The organism is Croceivirga thetidis, assembly GCF_012272815.1.
Lineage (GTDB): Bacteria > Bacteroidota > Bacteroidia > Flavobacteriales > Flavobacteriaceae > Croceivirga > Croceivirga thetidis.
Map to the genome: position 1 here is coordinate 1 of NZ_JAAWWL010000004.1, position 17833 is coordinate 17833.

The window sequence follows — 17833 nt, forward strand, 5'->3', positions numbered from 1 at the left end:
CGATAACGGATGTCCTTACTTGATCACACTTGTGGTGGACGAGTACCCGGCTACTCCGGACGAGACCATCGAGGAGACCGTTTGTGAGGGCGATACCTTTACCTATGAGGGCGAGGAGTACGCGGCAGGAACATACGAGTTCCCACAGACCGACGATAACGGATGTCCTTACTTGATCACACTTGTGGTGGACGAATTCGACCCAGCTTCTGTTGAAGCCGGAGACGATGAAACCATTTGTGAAGGCGAAGAAGTAACCTTGACTGCGACTGGTGATGGCACTTTCATGTGGTTTGTTGATGGATCGGATGATATGATCGGTATGGAAGCCTCATTAACTGTAGCTCCAGAAACAAGTACTACATATCGAGTGAAAGTTACTACCCAAGATGGTTGTGAAGCAGAAGATACGGTTACAGTAACGATAACTGAAAAAGTACTAATTGGAGATTTTGTTTGGGAAGATGCTAACAACAATGGCGTCCAAGATGAAGGTGAATCCGGTGTTTTTGGAGTTACTGTAAGCCTCTATCAATGTGTAGATGATGTAAATGATGGTGGCGTATTTGTAGAATCGATGATAACCAATAGATTCGGATTGTATCAGTTCGAAGTCTGTCCAAATAGTGGTTCGTATTATATCGTCTTTAGTGATATTCCTGATGGATTTGAATTTACTTCTCAGGATTCTGAGTCTGATGATAGTGTTGATTCAGATGCAGATGCTGGAGGAGTAACGGATTGTTTCGAAATCTTTGAAGATGATGACATGACTCGAGATGCAGGAATCAAGCAAAGTAGACAACTATTTATCGGAAATAAGGTAAGATTCCGTGATCCGGCGAATACTTATGTCAGGAGAAATGCTGATACAGCTTGTTTGGGTGAGCAATTATTCTTCTGGATTCATTTAGAAGAAGAAGACTTAAACGATGTTTCACGACTTGGCAATGGTTTAGAAGGCTATGTCTTTACATGGAACTTCCCGAATGGAAGAACTTTTGTTACCAGTGATGATGATTGTTCTGAATGTACAAATTCCAGCAAGGAACAAGCATTCGAAATACCAATTGATGAAGATGATTTTGGTTTATATACGATTGATTGGTCTGCACCTGATGGTGCGTCAGGAACCATAACATTTGACCTAAGTTTATCTGGCGAATGTCTAGAAGATGGCACTAGACCATCTGGAGTCGATAGTAGAATTACACAAATCAGTCCGAATCCTGCTACAAGTGGAGGTTCTGTAAATATTGCAATCAATACTAGAAATGGTTCAATTACTACGGCTGAAACTGGGGTATTCTTTAGTGCAAGAACAGGAAGACAAAAATCCGCAACAGTGAATATTGCTTTGTATGATATGTCTGGTAGAATCATTGCTTTCGCAAGACCTTACAATGTTTATCCTGGTAGTGATGTAGTTAACTATCAATTGGGCAGTCTAGAAACAGGAACCTATCTAATTCAGGTTATAGGGGATGGTTGGAAAGACACCGCAAAATTGATTGTAAAATAAATGGATAAATAAACCTTGATTATAAGCCCTGGGGTTCTAATACTCCAGGGTTTTATTTTTTAATCAACAATTGTTCAGATTTGAAAAAATCATAAAAACAAAAAGCCTCGGGAACCACTCCGAGGCTTTTAAATTAAAATCAAAACCAACCTAAACACATGAATTTACTAACTCATTAATTTCAAAGGTTAATTGCCATTTGGGCAATTTGTATACATAACAACCAAGGACTAATATACCCTACCTTTTTTTTGATTATTTTTTCCTAAAAATAAAGATTTGCTACAAGATATTCTCCAACAGATTAAAAATGAGTTAGTTAATGGGTGCGTAAAAAAAGGACATCCTTTCAGATATTTTACGTTGACCACCTCTTTGAATAATGTACCAAAAGCCAGAACTGTCGTGCTAAGAAAAATAAAACCCGGTATTGAGATTTGGTTTTATACAGACAAACGTTCAAACAAGGTAAATGAAATCATGGAAAATAATAACGTAACAGCATTGTTTTACAACCCAAAGAAACTCCTACAAATAACCATTAGCGGCAAGGCAAGTTTTGAGGAAAATGATGAAGTCCTTAATGAGCTATGGAATTCAATTCCTTTGAATTCAAGAAATGATTATACTAGTTCATTAGCTCCTGGTTCCCTATTGAAAAATCCAGATTTATTGAATTATCAAAATCAAAACCACTTTTGCTTGATAAAAATTAAAGCTACAAAAATTGACTTTCTTCAATTGAAAAGACCAAATCATATACGTGCGCAATTTGACTTGAATGTTGACAATTGGGAAGGAACTTTCTTAGTACCGTAAGACTAAAAATTCTTGTTTTAATGGGTCCAAATTATCAAAAAGACCTTTAATTAGGTCATGACCCAGTTCTAAATAAAATTTGGAAAAATTTTCTTGTCGTTCTTGAAGTGAATAATTGGGGAATAACTCGTTCTGTAAATCAGTTAGGCGAATGACGTGATCTTTTAATTTTCTTTTTTGTGCTTTAAGCAAGCGTTTTTCTAGATTATCCAAGCCCTTTTTTTGCTTCACCTCTTGTGCTTGCACAGCCCCTAAAAAGGATTTGTCGGTTTCCCTTGCTAAATCATATAAAGCTTTAAACTGTGCTGTCAACTGCTTCTTTTGAGGTGAAAAATCGATATCAATATTCGAAATTTTTCTAATTTTTTTATTTATCAAACTGTTTTGCTGCAGGAATAGATCTTTGATGGATAAGTCAAGATTTGCAATTTTTTGGTCTTGTTTCGCACTGATTAATAGAACGGAATTCCTAAGTAACAACATTGGAAAAGAAATTTCCGCAGCTTTAAAAGAGTTTTTCAATTCTAACCAATAGGCCAGTTCACCACCACCCCCTATGTAACAAAGGTTTGGCAAAATAACCTCTTGATATAATGGCCTGGTGATTACGTTTGGAGAAAAACACTCAGGATGGTTTTCTAGTTCAGCAATTAACTCTTCCCTACTGAAAACAATTTCAGTATCATTAATAATATAATTGCCATCTCTTTCAATTATACGTTCACGTAATCCATCTTTTAGATAGAAATAGTTTATTTCCCTAGGATTTACCTGAATTTTATATTCATCAGAAACCTGTTCAAGATTCTTTATTGTTGTGGTAACCTCTTCAAAAGCGGTATTATCAAAAATATCCTTCTCTATGTAAGGAACAAGTAGCTTTTTCAAATCAGCATCGTCACCATCAATAATGACCAAGCCATAATCTTTGAAAATCTCGTTTACCAAAAACCGAGTTGCTTCAGTCAGCCGCTTATTTCCTAAATAGGCCTGTTCAAATAACTGAATAAGTTCTTTAGCGTTTTCAGAAGTACCAAAACGCTTTACAATTAACTCATGAATGGCTTCAAGGTCATTCAATGGCAGCCTTCCAACAGCTCCTTGGTTATCTTGATTCCATTGGATTTTTTTTCCCTCGTAGTTGAAATAATTGATTTCGTCAAAATCATGATCTTCCGTTGCCATCCAATAAATGGGCACAAAATCAAAATCAGGATATTCCTGCTTAAGCTTTTGAGTTAAATTGATGGTCGAAACAATCTTGTACAAAAAATAAAGTGGCCCAGTAAATAGATTCAACTGATGTCCGGTGACCACGGTAAAGGTTTTTGAATTAGCGATTGACTCAATATGTTTCATAGTCATTTCCGAGGTACTTGTCTTGGTGTACTGAAGTTTTAAGCTATTTACCAAAACCTGTCTATGTGCAGATGGATAATTACTTGATTTTTCTGCTATTTGATCTTTGAATTGTTTTAATGAAGGAAATCTATTGTAAAATGGTTGTAATCCCTTTTTTTCATCCAAGTAGTCACAAATAAGTTTCGAAAAATAACCAGTCTGGTTAAAGGGAATTGTTGTCGCTTCCATTCAATGTGTTAAAAGCCCTAAATATACTGCACTTGAAAGTTTTCAATCCTAAAGATTTAGTTAATTGAAAGTACCTTATCTTTAACAATAACACGTACATTTTTTTTCCAAAGATTTATGAAGCATATTTTACCCTACCTAACTTTCTTTTCATTTCTTTTTATCAATTCTCAAAACATAAAATCTCCATCTGAATTTCTTGGTTATGAATTGGGGACAGAATTCACAAGACACCATGAAGTGGTTGACTATTTTGAATATTTAGCTGCTACAGAGAAAGACAGAGTGGTGCTATCGTCTTATGGCATGACAAACGAAAGAAGGCCATTGCTTATGGCCGTAGTATCTTCTGCGGATAACATAAAAAACTTGGAGTCCCTACGTTTAGAGCATCTAAATTCACTAAAAGGAAAAGGAGAAGCTTCCAAAGCGATTGTTTGGTTAAGCTATAACGTTCATGGTAATGAAAGTGTCGGAACCGAATCGGCCTTGAAAACTATTCATTCATTACTTACTTCAAAAAGTTCTTATTTAGAAAATACCATTGTTATAATGGATCCCTGTATAAATCCAGACGGTAGGGACCGCTATAGCAACTGGTATAACCAATTTAAAAATACACCGCATAATGTAGACCCAAATAGTAAGGAACATCGAGAGGGTTGGTGGACTGGTCGCAGCAATCATTATATGTTTGATTTAAATAGAGACTGGGCTTGGTTAACTCAGAAAGAAAGTAAACAACGTATAAAGGTTTACAACAAATGGATGCCACATGTACACGTGGATTTTCACGAGCAAGGCGTGAACAATCCTTACTTTTTTGCTCCGGCTGCTGAACCCTACCATGAGGTAATTACGAGTTTTCAACGTGATTTTCAAGAAACCATAGGAAGAAACCATGCAAAATATTTTGATGCTAATGGTTGGTTTTACTTTACTAAAGAAGTATTTGATTTGTTCTACCCTAGTTATGGTGACACCTACCCCACCTATAATGGTGCAATAGGAATGACATATGAACAAGGAGGCAGCGGACGTGCTGGACTTGGAATAATTACACAAATTGGGGATACCTTGACTTTAAAAGATAGGATTGCCCATCATTACACAACAGGTCTTTCTACTGTCGAAGTTGCATCAAAAAACGCTGAAAGATTAAATTCAGAATTCAGAGAATTTTTTACGAATAAAAATTTCAAGTACAAAAGCTACGCCCTAAAAGGTGATAAGGACAAAATACATGCGCTAACGAAATTGTTAGAGCAACATGAATTGGAATTTGGCTATGCGAATAAAAGCACGATTAAAGGTTTCAATTATACAACTGGTGTCTCTGGCACCATGAATACAGATGAAAACACATTAATTATTTCTACCAACCAGCCAAAAGGTACCATGGTCAAAGTGTTATTTGAACCAAATGCAAAATTGAGTGATTCTTTAACTTATGATATAACAGCTTGGTCATTACCCTATGCCTATGGCTTGGAAGGCATTGCCAGCACTTCAAATCTGTCTTCTGAAAATTCTTCAATTGCGGAAAATTCACTGACTAAAATCAGTGAGGGCGATTATGCGTTTGTAACGGATTGGACTGATTTGAACGATGCGCGTTTTCTCGCCGAATTACTCAAGGAAAAAGTAAGGGTCAGAACGGCACACAAACCATTTGAGCTTGAAGGAAAAGCTTTTCAAAGAGGCAGTTTAATAATAACTAAAGGTGACAATGAACATCTTAAAAACTATAATAGTATTCTTGAAAAAGCTGTTGTAAAGTATTCGAAGGCGCTAACACCAGTATCTACGGGTTTTGTAGACTCGGGAAAAGATTTTGGTTCCAGATATGTGAAGATGATAAAAAAACCAAAAATCGCAGTATTCTCTGGCAAACCGACCTCAACACTTAGATTCGGTGAAATTTGGCACTTTTTCGAGCAACAACTCAACTATCCGATGACGGTTTTGGATAGTGAATATTTCAACAGGGTAGATCTAAACAACTATGATATCTTAATCCTGCCAGATGGCCGATATGGGAGTCATTTTGATAAAAAAGGGCTTGAGTTAATAAAAAATTGGGTTGCAAAGGGCGGAAATTTAATTGCAATGGGCGGTGCAATAAAAGCCATTGATGGTGAAGATGGATTTGGGATAAAGGAGAAGACCATCAAAAAAGAATCATCAGATGATACGATTGAGCCTCATGAAAATAGCCAACGAGAACGTATGAAACAGGCCATAACAGGTGCAATATTTAAAGTAAAGGTAGACAATACCCACCCATTGGCTTATGGCTACGGCAACACTTATTTTACATTAAAACTCGGAAGTGATTCTTATGACTATTTAAAAACAGGTACCGCAGCGTATTTAAGCGAAAATTCTGCACCGGTAGCTGGATTTGCTGGTAGTGAAGCACAAAAGAAAATTAAGAATACATTGGTCTTTGGTGTAGAACCACATGGCAGGGGACAAGTTTCATATTTTGTTGATAATCCTTTATTCAGAGGCTTTTGGGAAAATGGCAAATTGTTTTTTGCAAATGCCTTATTTATGGTTGATTAAACTTTCACATTTTAATTACCGTCTATAAAATTTATGGAATTTGAGTCTTGTACTTAAAGAGAATTCCCTTTTTAAAGTCTTATTGGTTCAAATTCAACTTAACTATTTTGTTGATTTTTAACACTTTCTAAGCCCAGTAAGGATTAACTTTATGTAGGATTTTTAATCAATTGCCATGAAGAAATTAAACTTTGGTCTAATACTTTTTTGCTTAGTATTTGCCAGTACTACCTGTTATTCGTTTCAAGGTGAAACACCAAATTTTAAGCAATATGAAGGCGAAGTAGTTGATGCCAATAATGGAAAAGCCTTAATATTCGCCACATTAATGGTAGAAGGAACTAACATCAGTACAATTACCAATACTGAAGGTGACTTTCTACTTAAAGTACCTGCAAACTTATCATCAGGAACAATTAGTATTTCGTTTTTAGGATATACTACCAAAACCGTTGCTTTAAATGATTTAGCACAAAATGAAAATACAATTGAACTTGTACCATCTGCATTACAACTGACAGAGGTAGATGTAAATGCTCCCAAAGACGCACGTACTTTGGTTTTAGAAGTATTCAAACGTAAGGGTGATAAGTATCTCGACAACCCTGCATTGATGACTGCATTTTATCGCGAGACCATTAAAAAGAGAAGGAAAAACGTTTCCCTTTCTGAAGCGGTTGTAAATATTTATAAGTCCCCTTATCAATCCAATCGCCGCGATGCAGTTCAACTTTACAAAGCCCGTAAAAGTACCGACTACAGTAAGCTTGACACCATTGCATTAAAACTTCAAGGCGGGCCTTATAACACGTTATATTCAGACATTGTAAAGTATCCTGACATTGTATTTCTAGAACAGAATTTTGATCAGTATACCTACAAATTCAAACGCTCAACTCGAATCAATGATAATTTGATATATGTAATTTCTTTTTCCCAGAGGGAGGACATTCGTGATCAACTTTACAAAGGAGAGTTGTTTATAGATGTTGAACAGAAAACACTGACCAGTGCTATATACGAACTGAATATTACCAATAAAGTAATGGCTGCCCGGCTTTTCGTTAAAAAGAAACCTGCCAAAGTTGATGTTTGGCCCACAGACATTGCATACAGGGTTGATTACAGAAACAAAAACGGCAAGTGGTATTACGGTTACAGTAATGTTTTACTTGAATTTAAGGTCGATTGGGATGATAAGTTGTTCAACTCTGTTTACAGTATGACCGCAGAAATGGCTATTACTGACTGGGAACAAAATATAGATGGAGAGGTGCCGAAACCGAAAGAGAGAATTCGATCATCAATAATTTTGGCCGATGAGGCCAGTGGCTTTTCCGATCCAGATTTTTGGGGAGAATATAATATTATCGAACCTGAAAAATCGATTGAATCAGCTATCAAAAAAATACAACGTCAACTGCGTCGGGCAGAAAGAAAGGGTGCTGCCACACCGACTCCATAAAAAGAAAATCCCCTTTCGGGGATTTTTTATTTTCTGAATTCAAGAATGGTCTTCCTAATAATACCAACGCATTCATGAAGTTGCTCTTCTGTCATTACCAATGGAGGTGCAAATCTAATGATGTTACCATGGGTCGGTTTAGCCAACAGTCCGTTATCCTTCAAGGCAACACATATATTCCAAGCCGTTGAACTGTCTTCCGAATCATTGATAACTATTGCATTCAATAATCCTTTGCCACGAACTAAACGAACCAAATCACTTTCTTGTATAAGTTTTTCCATTTCATTCCGAAAAATCTTTCCTAAAATGAATGCATTCTCAGCCAATTCTTCATCCCGAACTACCTCAAGTGCAGCCATTGCCACGGCACAGGCCAAAGGATTTCCTCCAAAGGTAGAACCATGGTTGCCAGGACGAATTACTTCCATTATCTCATTGTTTGCCAATACTGCTGACACGGGAAATACCCCACCTGAAATGGCTTTTCCTAAAATTAAAATATCTGGCTTCACCTCAGGTTCCTTGGAACAATTCTTGTCTGAACACGAACAGTTGCCACAAGTAGCCAATAACCTACCAGTACGGGCAATACCTGTTTGCACTTCATCTGCAATGAATAGCACATTTTTTGATTTACATAATTGAAATGCTTCTTTTATGTAATTTTCATCCGGCACATAAACTCCTGCCTCACCCTGAATAGGTTCAACCAAAAATGCTGCTACGTTTTCATCTTTCAAAGCTTCTTCTAGTGCATTTATATCATTATATCCAATGGATACAATGCCAGGAGTGAAAGGACCAAAATTCTCAGTTGCTAAAGGGTCGTTTGATGCAGATATAATAGAAATTGTTCTCCCGTGAAAATTATTTTCACAAACAATAATCTTGGCTTGGTCCGTGGGAATTCCTTTTTTCTCATACCCCCATTTACGTGCCAATTTCAAAGCCGTTTCAACCGCTTCAGCCCCTGTGTTCATTGGCAGGAGTTTATCAAATCCAAAAAACTCAGTGGCAAATTTTTCATATTGCCCTAACATATCATTGTAAAAGGCACGTGAAGTCAAAGTCAGTTTTTCAGCCTGCTCCTTTAACGCATTAATAATTTTTGGATGGCAATGTCCTTGGTTGACCGCTGAATATGCCGAAAGAAAATCATAATACTTGTTTCCTTCTACATCCCATACATATACCCCTTCTCCCCTGCTTAAAACAACGGGTAACGGATGGTAGTTGTGGGCTCCATATTGGTTTTCTAATTCAATTGCGTGCTGTGATGTCATTTCTTGTAAAACAGCCATTTTAAAACGATTTAAAGTTGAAAAAATAACTATTCCTTCTATACCTTTTTTCTTTCGAAGTTTCGAAAAAGCAGCGTAGGAGAGAAATCATCCTGTAGAACGATAAAGGTAGTAATTCTGTTGGAAACTGCCCGTAGAATAGGCAAATGTGACTTCCAAAAAAAATCTGGTTCAAATTAATACTAACACTAAAAACTATAAAAATGGAATATTTAGAGAACATTATGACCAGTATCAGTGATTCAGTCGGAGACTTTCTACCGAGCACTATTGGAGCCTTATTAATCCTTGTAATTGGTTGGTTTATTGCTGGCGGTTTAAAAAGATTAACTACTAGGTTGTTGAAAAGAACTGGTATTGACAATCGATTGAAAAGTGAAAAAATCACCCTTTCAAAATTTGTGGGCAAATTGATTTATTTCTTGGTAATGATATTTGTTTTCATGCTGGCTTTGGAAAAACTGGGCATGCAAAGTGTCTTAGATCCAGTTAAAAACCTACTCGACGGATTTTTGGCATTTATCCCCAATATTATCGGAGCTGGACTGGTAGGGTATATCGGTTATATGTTGGCAACTGTTGTGTCAGAATTGGTGGGGATGTCGGGTGATACAATTAAAAAATTCACTCCTAGCCTCGGTATTTCAAATGGTGTCGATATTGTGGGAATTTTAAAGAAAGTGGTTTTCATTTTCATCTTTATTCCACTTTTAATTGCAGCCCTCAATATTTTAAATATGGATGCAATATCTGGACCAGCGACATCAATTTTAACCCAATTCTTCAATGCGGTGCCCAAAGTATTATTAGCAGCATTCATTTTAATACTTTTTGTAATTGGCGGTAAATACCTCACTCAACTGGTAAAGGATTTATTGGACAACTTAAATCTTAACGCTGTTGCAGACAAAATGCAATTAAAAGGAATGGTGGGTAACGTGAACTTGGCCAAAGTCATTTCAAACATTGTGTACTTCTTTATTGTGATTTTTGGATTATTGACCGCTATTGAAAAATTGGAGTTTGCACAACTGACAGAAGTTCTAGACACTATCACAAGTATTTCGGGTAAAATTCTGTTCGGACTTGTTATAATTTTAATTGGCAATTGGATATCCGTCTTGGCTAAAAACGCATTTTCAAAGAATGAGGACAATTCGTTTGTGGCGGCAATCATCAGGTGCGCAGTACTTGCCATATTCTTGGCGATGGGGCTAAAAACCATGGGAATGGCCGATGACATCATCAATCTTGCATTTGGCATTACCCTAGGCACAATCGCAGTTACCATAGCACTTTCTTTTGGTTTGGGAGGCAGACCAGCAGCAGGCAAACAGATGGAAAAAATATTGAACCGATTCAACAAAAATTAAATTTTTCAATTCCGATTTTGAATTAGTCAAAGGTTCACATAGAACTCTGGGCAATGCCCAGAGTTTTCTTTTTTTTGAGCGTATTTTTGCCTGATGCGAAAAAAATCTCGAAGACAACTATTTGAAAACGTTAAAGTGATAGATGCTGGTGCGAAAGGAAAGGCTGTAGCTAAAGCCCCTGATGGCAGAGTTATATTCCTTTCGAATGCCATTCCAGGTGATGTTGTAGATATTCAGACGTTTAAAAAAAGAAAAGCATTTTTTGAAGGAGAGGCCGTTCACTTTCATGAACTTTCAGACAAACGAACTGAACCGGTTTGTGAGCATTTTGGAACATGCGGAGGTTGCAAATGGCAACACATGGGCTATGAACATCAGTTGTTTTACAAGCAAAAAGAAGTTGAAAACAATCTTCAACGTATTGGTGATATTGAACTACCCAAAACAACCCCGATTTTAGGCTCTAAAAAGCACTATTTTTATCGCAATAAAATGGAATTTTCTTTTTCGGATTCTAGATGGCTTTCTTTAGATGAAATTAAATCCAATGAAGAGATTACCGATAGAAATGCATTGGGCTTTCATGTTCCTGGAATGTGGGATAAGATTCTCGATATCAACAAATGTCATCTCCAAGAAAATCCATCTAATGATATCAGGAACTTCATCAAAGACTTTTCAATAGAAAATGGTCTTCCTTTTTTCAATCCACGAAATCAAACCGGTCTACTTCGAACCTTGATGATTCGCACGACTTCTATTGGGGAAATTATGGTTATGGTACAATTTTTCAGGAATGATGCTCCAAAAATAGAATTGTTGCTAAATGCCATTTGGCAACAATTTCCTAAAATCAGCTCTCTGCAGTATGTAGTAAATTCAAAAGGAAATGATACTATTTATGACCAAGATGTAGTCTGTTTCAAAGGCCGGGACCACATTCTCGAGAAAATGGAGAACCTCCAGTTCAAGATCAATGCCAAATCATTTTACCAAACCAATTCTGATCAAGCTTTTGAATTGTACAAAATAACACGTGATTTTGCAGGTTTGACAGGTGATGAACTGGTTTTTGATCTCTACACTGGCACTGGTACCATTGCGCAATTTATAGCGAATTCGGCCAAAAAAGTTATTGGTATCGAATCGGTACCTGAGGCTATTCAAGACGCAAAAGCAAATGCCGAACAGAACCAAATTGAAAATGTTGAATTTTTGGTTGGCGATATGAAATCGGTATTTGACGACGAATTTATTTCTAAATATGGTAGGCCTGATGTCATAATAACGGATCCACCAAGAGACGGAATGCACAAATCGGTTGTTCAACAGTTGCTTAAAGTTGCTCCTGAAAAAATAGTCTATGTAAGCTGTAATAGCGCTACGCAAGCACGTGACATAGAATTAATGAATAAAAAATATCTTGTCGAAAAGATGCAGCCAGTTGATATGTTTCCGCAGACCCATCATGTTGAAAATGTTATTCTTTTACGAAAACGAGATTAAGGTTTATCATTGAATACCTATTTTTAACCCCATGAGAAAAGTGGCCCGAGTCTTTTTATTGGTTTTCGCAGTTAGCATTTTGGCGAATTGTGAAAAAGATGATATCTGTGTTGGCGGAGACACTCCACTTTTGGTAATTGGTTTTTTTGACGCCACGGATGAAACTTTAGAAAAACAAGCTATTTCTCTACGCATCAGAGCATTGGATGTTGATGAACCCATAAATTATGATGCTAGTATAGATACCGAGGTACCGCCATTTCATAGAGACCGTTCAAATACGGATTCCACAGCTATCCCCTTAAAAGTTAATGCCAACAGTACCGCTTTCCAATTTATACTTAATTCCGATGACGATGATGAGACTAATGTCGAAATAGGAAATATAGATACCCTAACCTTTAACTATACAGTTGTTGAGGACTTTATATCAAGAGGTTGCGGTTTTGTTGCCAATTTTGACGATCTATTATTTGAATTGAACACTGACACCGATAATTGGATTCAAAATGTAATTGTAGAAGACACTACAATTGAAAACTCAACTGCCATACATGTCAAAATATATCATTAGAAGCATTATTCTACTCTGTTCTGTATGGTGTACTGGACAAGGACAACCAGAGCAATTAGACCTTAATAGAAAGGATTCCACTTATCAATATCGAGAGGAATACGGACTTCGTGTTGGAGTTGATTTAAGTAGGCCTATATTGGGTTTAACAAACAGTGATGAATACCAGGGCTTAGAAATTGTTGGTGATTTCAGACTTACAGAAAAATTATTCATTGCCGCTGAGTTAGGCAATGAAAAAAAGACAAAACAAGAAGACACTTATAATTTTACTACCAACGGAAGTTATATAAAACTAGGAGCCGAAATCAACAACTACGTGAATTGGTATGGGGAACAAAACTTTGTAACCTTCGGTGGCCGTTATGGATTTGCTACATTTAGTCAAACTTTAAACAGCTTCAGTTTTTTTGATAGAAATCGATATTTCAGCCCAGATGAATTTGTGCCAATTAGTGATACCCCAGAAGAATTTTCTAATTTGAATGCCTCATGGTTAGAATTAGTCTTCGGCTTTAAAGCAGAACTTTTCGCTAATATTTACATGGGGGCAACTGTGCGCTTAGGGCATTTGATTACAAATAAAGAAGATAATCGGTTTCCAAACCTATTTATTCCAGGGTTCAATAAGGTAACTGATAATGCCAAATGGGGTGTTGGATACAATTATACAATCACCTATTTTTTACCTATTTACAAGAAGGCTAGAAAAAAGAAGGAAAAACCGAATCAACAGCCTATTGAAGAGTAGTAAACCATTTTCATAATTACATTATTGAATTATGGTTAATGAAATTCGAAAAGAACCTTTGTAGATTGCTTTGAACTATACATCTTTTGAAACCGAAAGGCTTATTATTAGACCGACTTCAGAAGAAGACGCGGTTTTCGTATACCATTTGATGAATACACCCAAATGGCTAAAATATATCGGTGATAGAAATGTAAAATCCGTTGCTACGGCCAAGCAATACATTAACAAGAAAATGCGACCCCAATTACATAGGTTGGGATACTCTAATTTTACTGTAATCAAAAAAGCAGATAATCAAAAGATAGGCACTTGCGGATTGTTTGATAGAGAAGGTCTGGAAGGTATTGATTTGGGATTCGCTTTTCTGCCGGCCTTTGAAAAAAAGGGATTTGCGTTTGAATCGTCAGAAAGACTTATTCGTGCCGCTTTTGAGAATTACGAAATAAAAACCTTGAGCGCCATTACAGCAAAAGATAACATTAGCTCACAAAAGTTACTTCAAAGACTAGAATTCAATTTGATTGGAACAACCAAAATCGTAAATGACCCTAATGAAATTTTACTATATCAGCTTGATAATATGAATTCAGATGATATTTGAAATTCTTTTATTCAATAGAGAATTCATATAAATATCCGTTCCAAAATCTTAATCTTTGAATAAAGAAATTTTGAAAATGAAAATTCTTTTACTTGGCGCCACTGGGAGAACTGGGAGATTAGTGCTTAAATATTTAATTAATAATGGACATAAAGTACATTGCCTCGCCAGAAAAACATATAGAATTGAGCAGCATAATAACGTTAAATTATTTGAAGGAGACCCGACCAATAAGAAGGACCTTAAAAAGGCAATCTATGGTACTGATTACGTCATTAGCGTACTAAATATATCCAGAAAATCAGATTTTCCATGGGCCCCGTTACGAACATCGAAAACCTTTCTTTCAGATGTATTGAAAGAATTGACGGAATTGGCAGAAGAAATTCAAATAAAAAGATTAATTGTTTGTTCTGCTTGGGGGGTTAGCGAATCAAGAAAAGATATTCCTATTTGGTTTAGATGGACTATTGACAATAGTAATATAGGTTGGGCCTATAAAGATCATCATAGACAAGAAGAAATTATCATAAAATCCAAAATAAACTGGACTATTGTACGGCCAGTTGGTTTGACGAATTCAAAGAAAAAGGAAGAAATAAAAATGACTTTCAATAATTATCCTAAACCAAATATTCTTATTAGTAGACTAAGTGTTGCTAAATTTTTAGTGGATACCATAACCAAATCAGACCTTGTAAATAAGGTAGTAGTCATTTCTAAAAAATAATTACGCAAACATGCAAAATCGCTCAAACAAAGAATTGTGCCTTTATTATTTAAAAAAGTACGCAGAAAAGGATTTTAAAGCCATGCAAGAACTTTTTGCTGAAAACATAATATTGCGAGACTGGAAGATAAGGGTAGTTGGTATCGATAAGGCCCTGGCTGAAACCAAGAAAAATTTTGAAGAGGCACAGACAATAACTATAGAAATCCTTTCAACTTATGAAAATCTTGACACGGTCGCGGCAGAATTAAAGATTTTAGTTAATGGAACAGAGGAACTTTATGTTGTTGACGTAATTACTTTTAACGCTGAAGGCAAAGTCATCTCAATAAGGGCATATAAGGGACGTGGTGATTAAATTTAAGACTTAGGCGCACTTTTTTGTTTTGAAGCTTTTTTACTCCCCTCATACAATTCATACTTCACAAAACGCGATTCCAATTTAGCATTGTAAACTTTAATTTTTCTAGACGTGCGCAACCCAACATATTTTAAAGCTTCAAGGTTGGAGGTAATAAACCAAGCTTGGGTACCTGGGTATCCATGTTTTAATGTTGTCCCTAATTTTCCGTAAAAATCTGGTATATCAATATTCAAGCGTTCACCATAAGGAGGGTTAAAGACCATTTGTAAAGGACCTTTCAATGGTTTTTCCGTTCTAAAAAAGTCTTTGCGTTCTATTGAAATATACTCAGAAAGATTTGCTGATTCTACATTTTCTTGCGCCTTTCGAACTGCAGATGGTGCCTTATCATAACCAATTATTTTATGATGAAATTCCCGAGTCCTATTTAGACTTGCATCGACGATTTTTGTAAATAACCCATGGTCAAAATCTTGCCAGTTTTTAAAACAAAAGGCTTCCCTATTAATATTTGCTGGGATATTACAAGCTATCATGGCAGCTTCAATAAGAAAAGTTCCACTACCACACATAGGGTCAACAAAATTGGTCCTACCATCCCAACCACTCATCAATAATAATCCTGCTGCTAAAACTTCATTTATTGGAGCAATATTAGTGGCCATTTTATAACCACGTAGGTGTAATGAATTTCCTGAACTATCTAACGAAATGGTACATTCATTATCTTGTAAATGAACATTTATACGTATTTGGGCATTTTTGGTATCTACATTCGGACGTTGATAACGTTCTTTTCTAAAGCGGTCTACTAGGGCGTCTTTTGCCTTTAGAGCTACAAAAAGAGAGTTATCAAAAACCTTAGAGTTTACTGTCGCATTGAATGCGAAGGTCATTTCAGCGTCAAAAATTTTAGGCCAATCAATTTTATAAACTCCATTGAAGAGATCATTTTCATTAAAGACCTTAAAATTTGCTATTGGTCTTAAAATCTTTATAGCGGTTCTTAAACAAAGATTTGCTTTGTATATAAATCCTATGTCACCTTCAAAAGATACACTACGAACTCCTTGGTTCACATTACTTGCTCCTAGATTCCTTAGCTCCTTGGCCAATAGTTCCTCGAAGCCATATAGCGTTTTAGCGATTAGTTTTAAGTTTCTTTGCATGATTTAAAAATAGGCTAATTTTGCCGCCTGCAACCTAATCCGTGAACATGGTTTACCTGTTACCCTTTTTGGCGGTACTCTTAAGTTTTAGTATTGTTTGGTTTAGTAAACCTAAACAGAACAATCATATTAAACTTTTACTTGCTTTTAGCGGAGCATTTTTATTATCCTTGACCTTCTTTGATTTTCTTCCGGAAATATATGAGCAAAACAATTCTAAAACTACAGCAGTATGCATTCTTGTTGGAATTCTACTTCAGATTTTTTTAGAATTTTTCTCGAAAGGAGCTGAACATGGGCATATGCACCTAAACCTTATTCCTGAAAAATTTCCAATCGCCCTATTTCTAAGCCTTTCCCTTCACGCACTAATCGAAGGAATCCCTTTACAAAAAGGAGATATGCTTTGGGCTATTTTGGTTCATAAAATTCCAGTAGCAATGTTATTATCTATCTTCTTATTGAACTCAAAACTTAGACTTAGCACAAGCTTAGTTTTTATGGTATTATTTGCATTAATGACTCCATTAGGCAGTTTTTTAGCTTCTGAAACTAATTTTATTTCCAATTTTGGTCTACAATTGAATGCTATCGCTATTGGAATATTTTTTCACGTTTCAACAGTAATTCTTTTTGAAAGCGGTAAAGACCATAATTTTAATTTAAGTAAGGTGGCTGTAATTATTTTGGGTGTGGGAGCTGCCTATCTTCTTTGATAAAAAAGAGAATTTTAGGTTGAATTGAATTTATAAGGAATAAATCAAAATCCAATGAAATATTGCCCCACCAAGAACAAAAAGGTGCCATATAACATGACCAAAAGGAATTCTATTATTTGCATAAAAAATTATTCCGAAGGTATAGCAAACTCCTCCTAACGTTAGATATAGTAATAAATTTGACGATGTATTTGAAATTAGATAAGGTAAATCGATTATAACCAACCAACCCATGATACCATAAAGGGTCAAAGAAAAAATCTCAAATTTACCAGTAAACAAAATTTTCAATAACGTTCCAAAAATTGCAATTCCCCAAACTAAATAAAGTAACAAACTACCTTTAGATTCCATTAAAAGGGCCATACAAAAAGGAGTATATGTTCCAGCAATCAGATAATAGATACTAATATGGTCTAAAATCCTCAATTTCTTCTTAAGCGGTGGGTTATCTATAAAATGGTAAATCGTAGAAGCAGAGAATAATAGTATTAAGGATAAGGAGTAGATAATAACTGGAAAGAACAACCTTGAATTCTCTTCAAATTTCATTAAGAGAATAAAGAATCCAATAATACTAAGGGGAATGGCTATCGCATGAGAATAGGTATTCCATTTTTCCTCCTGAATTGCTCTTGCTTTTTGCATCTATTACTCAGTACAAGGTATAAAAAAACCCCGGCTCTGATATGAGTCGGGGTTCGAAGAAGGCGGCGACCTACTCTCCCACCTGGTGTGGCAGTACCATCGGCGCTGACGGGCTTAACTACCCTGT

Annotated in this window: 16 protein-coding genes; 12 read left to right on the top strand and 4 right to left on the bottom strand. The window is 36.0% G+C overall.

Annotated elements, in window-relative coordinates; translation table 11 throughout:
* The coding region (locus tag HCU67_RS16380) for an SdrD B-like domain-containing protein (RefSeq protein ID WP_168553750.1) at nucleotides 1-1522 on the top strand (1522 nt) is incomplete at its 5' end.
* Nucleotides 1523-1801: 279 nt separating this feature from the next.
* Nucleotides 1802-2341 (top strand): pyridoxamine 5'-phosphate oxidase family protein, encoded by a 540-nt coding sequence (locus HCU67_RS16385; protein ID WP_168553751.1) that lies wholly within the window; start codon nucleotides 1802-1804, stop codon nucleotides 2339-2341.
* Here the strand turns inward: HCU67_RS16385 and bshC are convergent.
* Complete coding sequence (gene bshC, locus HCU67_RS16390) at nucleotides 2330-3931, bottom strand: bacillithiol biosynthesis cysteine-adding enzyme BshC (RefSeq protein ID WP_168553752.1); 1602 nt, start codon at nucleotides 3929-3931, stop codon at nucleotides 2330-2332. The genes HCU67_RS16385 and bshC overlap by 12 nt on opposite strands.
* 117 nt (nucleotides 3932-4048) lie before the next feature.
* Between bshC and HCU67_RS16395 the strand changes: the two genes are divergently transcribed.
* Nucleotides 4049-6499, top strand: a complete 2451-nt coding sequence (locus tag HCU67_RS16395; RefSeq protein WP_168553753.1) for a M14 family zinc carboxypeptidase — start codon at nucleotides 4049-4051, stop codon at nucleotides 6497-6499.
* Between the two features lie 175 nt (nucleotides 6500-6674).
* The gene (locus HCU67_RS16400) at nucleotides 6675-7964 is read left to right on the top strand and encodes a carboxypeptidase-like regulatory domain-containing protein (RefSeq protein ID WP_168553754.1); all 1290 of its coding nucleotides are present in this window, start codon (nucleotides 6675-6677) and stop codon (nucleotides 7962-7964) included.
* A gap of 26 nt (nucleotides 7965-7990) precedes the next feature.
* On the opposite strand, the gene rocD is transcribed toward HCU67_RS16400, so the two are convergent.
* Nucleotides 7991-9268 carry an ornithine--oxo-acid transaminase gene (rocD, locus tag HCU67_RS16405; RefSeq protein WP_168553755.1) on the bottom strand — a complete coding sequence of 426 codons (1278 nt, stop codon included), beginning with the start codon at nucleotides 9266-9268 and terminating at the stop codon, nucleotides 7991-7993.
* Nucleotides 9269-9471: 203 nt separating this feature from the next.
* On the opposite strand from rocD, the gene HCU67_RS16410 reads away from it, so the two are divergent.
* The 7 genes from HCU67_RS16410 to HCU67_RS16440 all read left to right on the top strand — a co-directional run bounded on the left by HCU67_RS16410 (nucleotide 9472) and on the right by HCU67_RS16440 (nucleotide 15164).
* A complete protein-coding gene (locus tag HCU67_RS16410; RefSeq protein ID WP_168553756.1) occupies nucleotides 9472-10641 on the top strand; it encodes a mechanosensitive ion channel in 1170 nt (389 codons plus the stop codon).
* Nucleotides 10642-10734: 93 nt separating this feature from the next.
* Nucleotides 10735-12147 (top strand): 23S rRNA (uracil(1939)-C(5))-methyltransferase RlmD, encoded by a 1413-nt coding sequence (gene rlmD, locus HCU67_RS16415; protein ID WP_168553757.1) that lies wholly within the window; start codon nucleotides 10735-10737, stop codon nucleotides 12145-12147.
* A 31-nt stretch (nucleotides 12148-12178) separates the two neighbouring features.
* Nucleotides 12179-12721 carry a DUF6452 family protein gene (locus tag HCU67_RS16420; RefSeq protein WP_168553758.1) on the top strand — a complete coding sequence of 181 codons (543 nt, stop codon included), beginning with the start codon at nucleotides 12179-12181 and terminating at the stop codon, nucleotides 12719-12721.
* Nucleotides 12702-13472, top strand: a complete 771-nt coding sequence (locus HCU67_RS16425) for a DUF6048 family protein (RefSeq protein ID WP_168553759.1) — start codon at nucleotides 12702-12704, stop codon at nucleotides 13470-13472. The genes HCU67_RS16420 and HCU67_RS16425 overlap by 20 nt, the downstream gene beginning before the upstream one ends.
* A gap of 70 nt (nucleotides 13473-13542) precedes the next feature.
* Entirely contained in the window at nucleotides 13543-14076 is a 534-nt protein-coding gene (locus HCU67_RS16430) for a GNAT family N-acetyltransferase (protein WP_210423759.1), read from the top strand.
* Nucleotides 14077-14152: 76 nt separating this feature from the next.
* A complete protein-coding gene (locus HCU67_RS16435; RefSeq protein WP_168553760.1) occupies nucleotides 14153-14806 on the top strand; it encodes an NAD(P)-dependent oxidoreductase in 654 nt (217 codons plus the stop codon).
* A gap of 10 nt (nucleotides 14807-14816) precedes the next feature.
* Nucleotides 14817-15164, top strand: a complete 348-nt coding sequence (locus HCU67_RS16440; protein WP_168553761.1) for a nuclear transport factor 2 family protein — start codon at nucleotides 14817-14819, stop codon at nucleotides 15162-15164.
* A 2-nt stretch (nucleotides 15165-15166) separates the two neighbouring features.
* On the opposite strand, the gene HCU67_RS16445 is transcribed toward HCU67_RS16440, so the two are convergent.
* Nucleotides 15167-16339, bottom strand: a complete 1173-nt coding sequence (locus HCU67_RS16445) for a THUMP domain-containing class I SAM-dependent RNA methyltransferase (RefSeq protein ID WP_168553762.1) — start codon at nucleotides 16337-16339, stop codon at nucleotides 15167-15169.
* A 47-nt stretch (nucleotides 16340-16386) separates the two neighbouring features.
* Between HCU67_RS16445 and HCU67_RS16450 the strand changes: the two genes are divergently transcribed.
* A complete protein-coding gene (locus HCU67_RS16450; protein WP_168553763.1) occupies nucleotides 16387-17055 on the top strand; it encodes a ZIP family metal transporter in 669 nt (222 codons plus the stop codon).
* 30 nt (nucleotides 17056-17085) lie between these two features.
* On the opposite strand, the gene trhA is transcribed toward HCU67_RS16450, so the two are convergent.
* Entirely contained in the window at nucleotides 17086-17706 is a 621-nt protein-coding gene (gene trhA, locus HCU67_RS16455; protein WP_168553764.1) for a PAQR family membrane homeostasis protein TrhA, read from the bottom strand.
* Between the last annotated feature and the right edge of the window lie 127 nt (nucleotides 17707-17833).

Coding starts and splice junctions, on each gene's coding strand:
- HCU67_RS16420 (WP_168553758.1), top strand. CDS start 12,179: ATGAGAAAAGTGGCCCGAGTCTTTTTATTGGTTTTCGCAGTTAGCATT.
- HCU67_RS16400 (WP_168553754.1), top strand. CDS start 6,675: ATGAAGAAATTAAACTTTGGTCTAATACTTTTTTGCTTAGTATTTGCC.
- HCU67_RS16425 (WP_168553759.1), top strand. CDS start 12,702: ATGTCAAAATATATCATTAGAAGCATTATTCTACTCTGTTCTGTATGG.
- HCU67_RS16440 (WP_168553761.1), top strand. CDS start 14,817: ATGCAAAATCGCTCAAACAAAGAATTGTGCCTTTATTATTTAAAAAAG.
- HCU67_RS16410 (WP_168553756.1), top strand. CDS start 9,472: ATGGAATATTTAGAGAACATTATGACCAGTATCAGTGATTCAGTCGGA.
- trhA (WP_168553764.1), bottom strand. CDS start 17,706: ATGCAAAAAGCAAGAGCAATTCAGGAGGAAAAATGGAATACCTATTCT.
- bshC (WP_168553752.1), bottom strand. CDS start 3,931: ATGGAAGCGACAACAATTCCCTTTAACCAGACTGGTTATTTTTCGAAA.
- rlmD (WP_168553757.1), top strand. CDS start 10,735: ATGCGAAAAAAATCTCGAAGACAACTATTTGAAAACGTTAAAGTGATA.
- HCU67_RS16450 (WP_168553763.1), top strand. CDS start 16,387: ATGGTTTACCTGTTACCCTTTTTGGCGGTACTCTTAAGTTTTAGTATT.
- HCU67_RS16395 (WP_168553753.1), top strand. CDS start 4,049: ATGAAGCATATTTTACCCTACCTAACTTTCTTTTCATTTCTTTTTATC.
- HCU67_RS16445 (WP_168553762.1), bottom strand. CDS start 16,339: ATGCAAAGAAACTTAAAACTAATCGCTAAAACGCTATATGGCTTCGAG.
- rocD (WP_168553755.1), bottom strand. CDS start 9,268: ATGGCTGTTTTACAAGAAATGACATCACAGCACGCAATTGAATTAGAA.
- HCU67_RS16435 (WP_168553760.1), top strand. CDS start 14,153: ATGAAAATTCTTTTACTTGGCGCCACTGGGAGAACTGGGAGATTAGTG.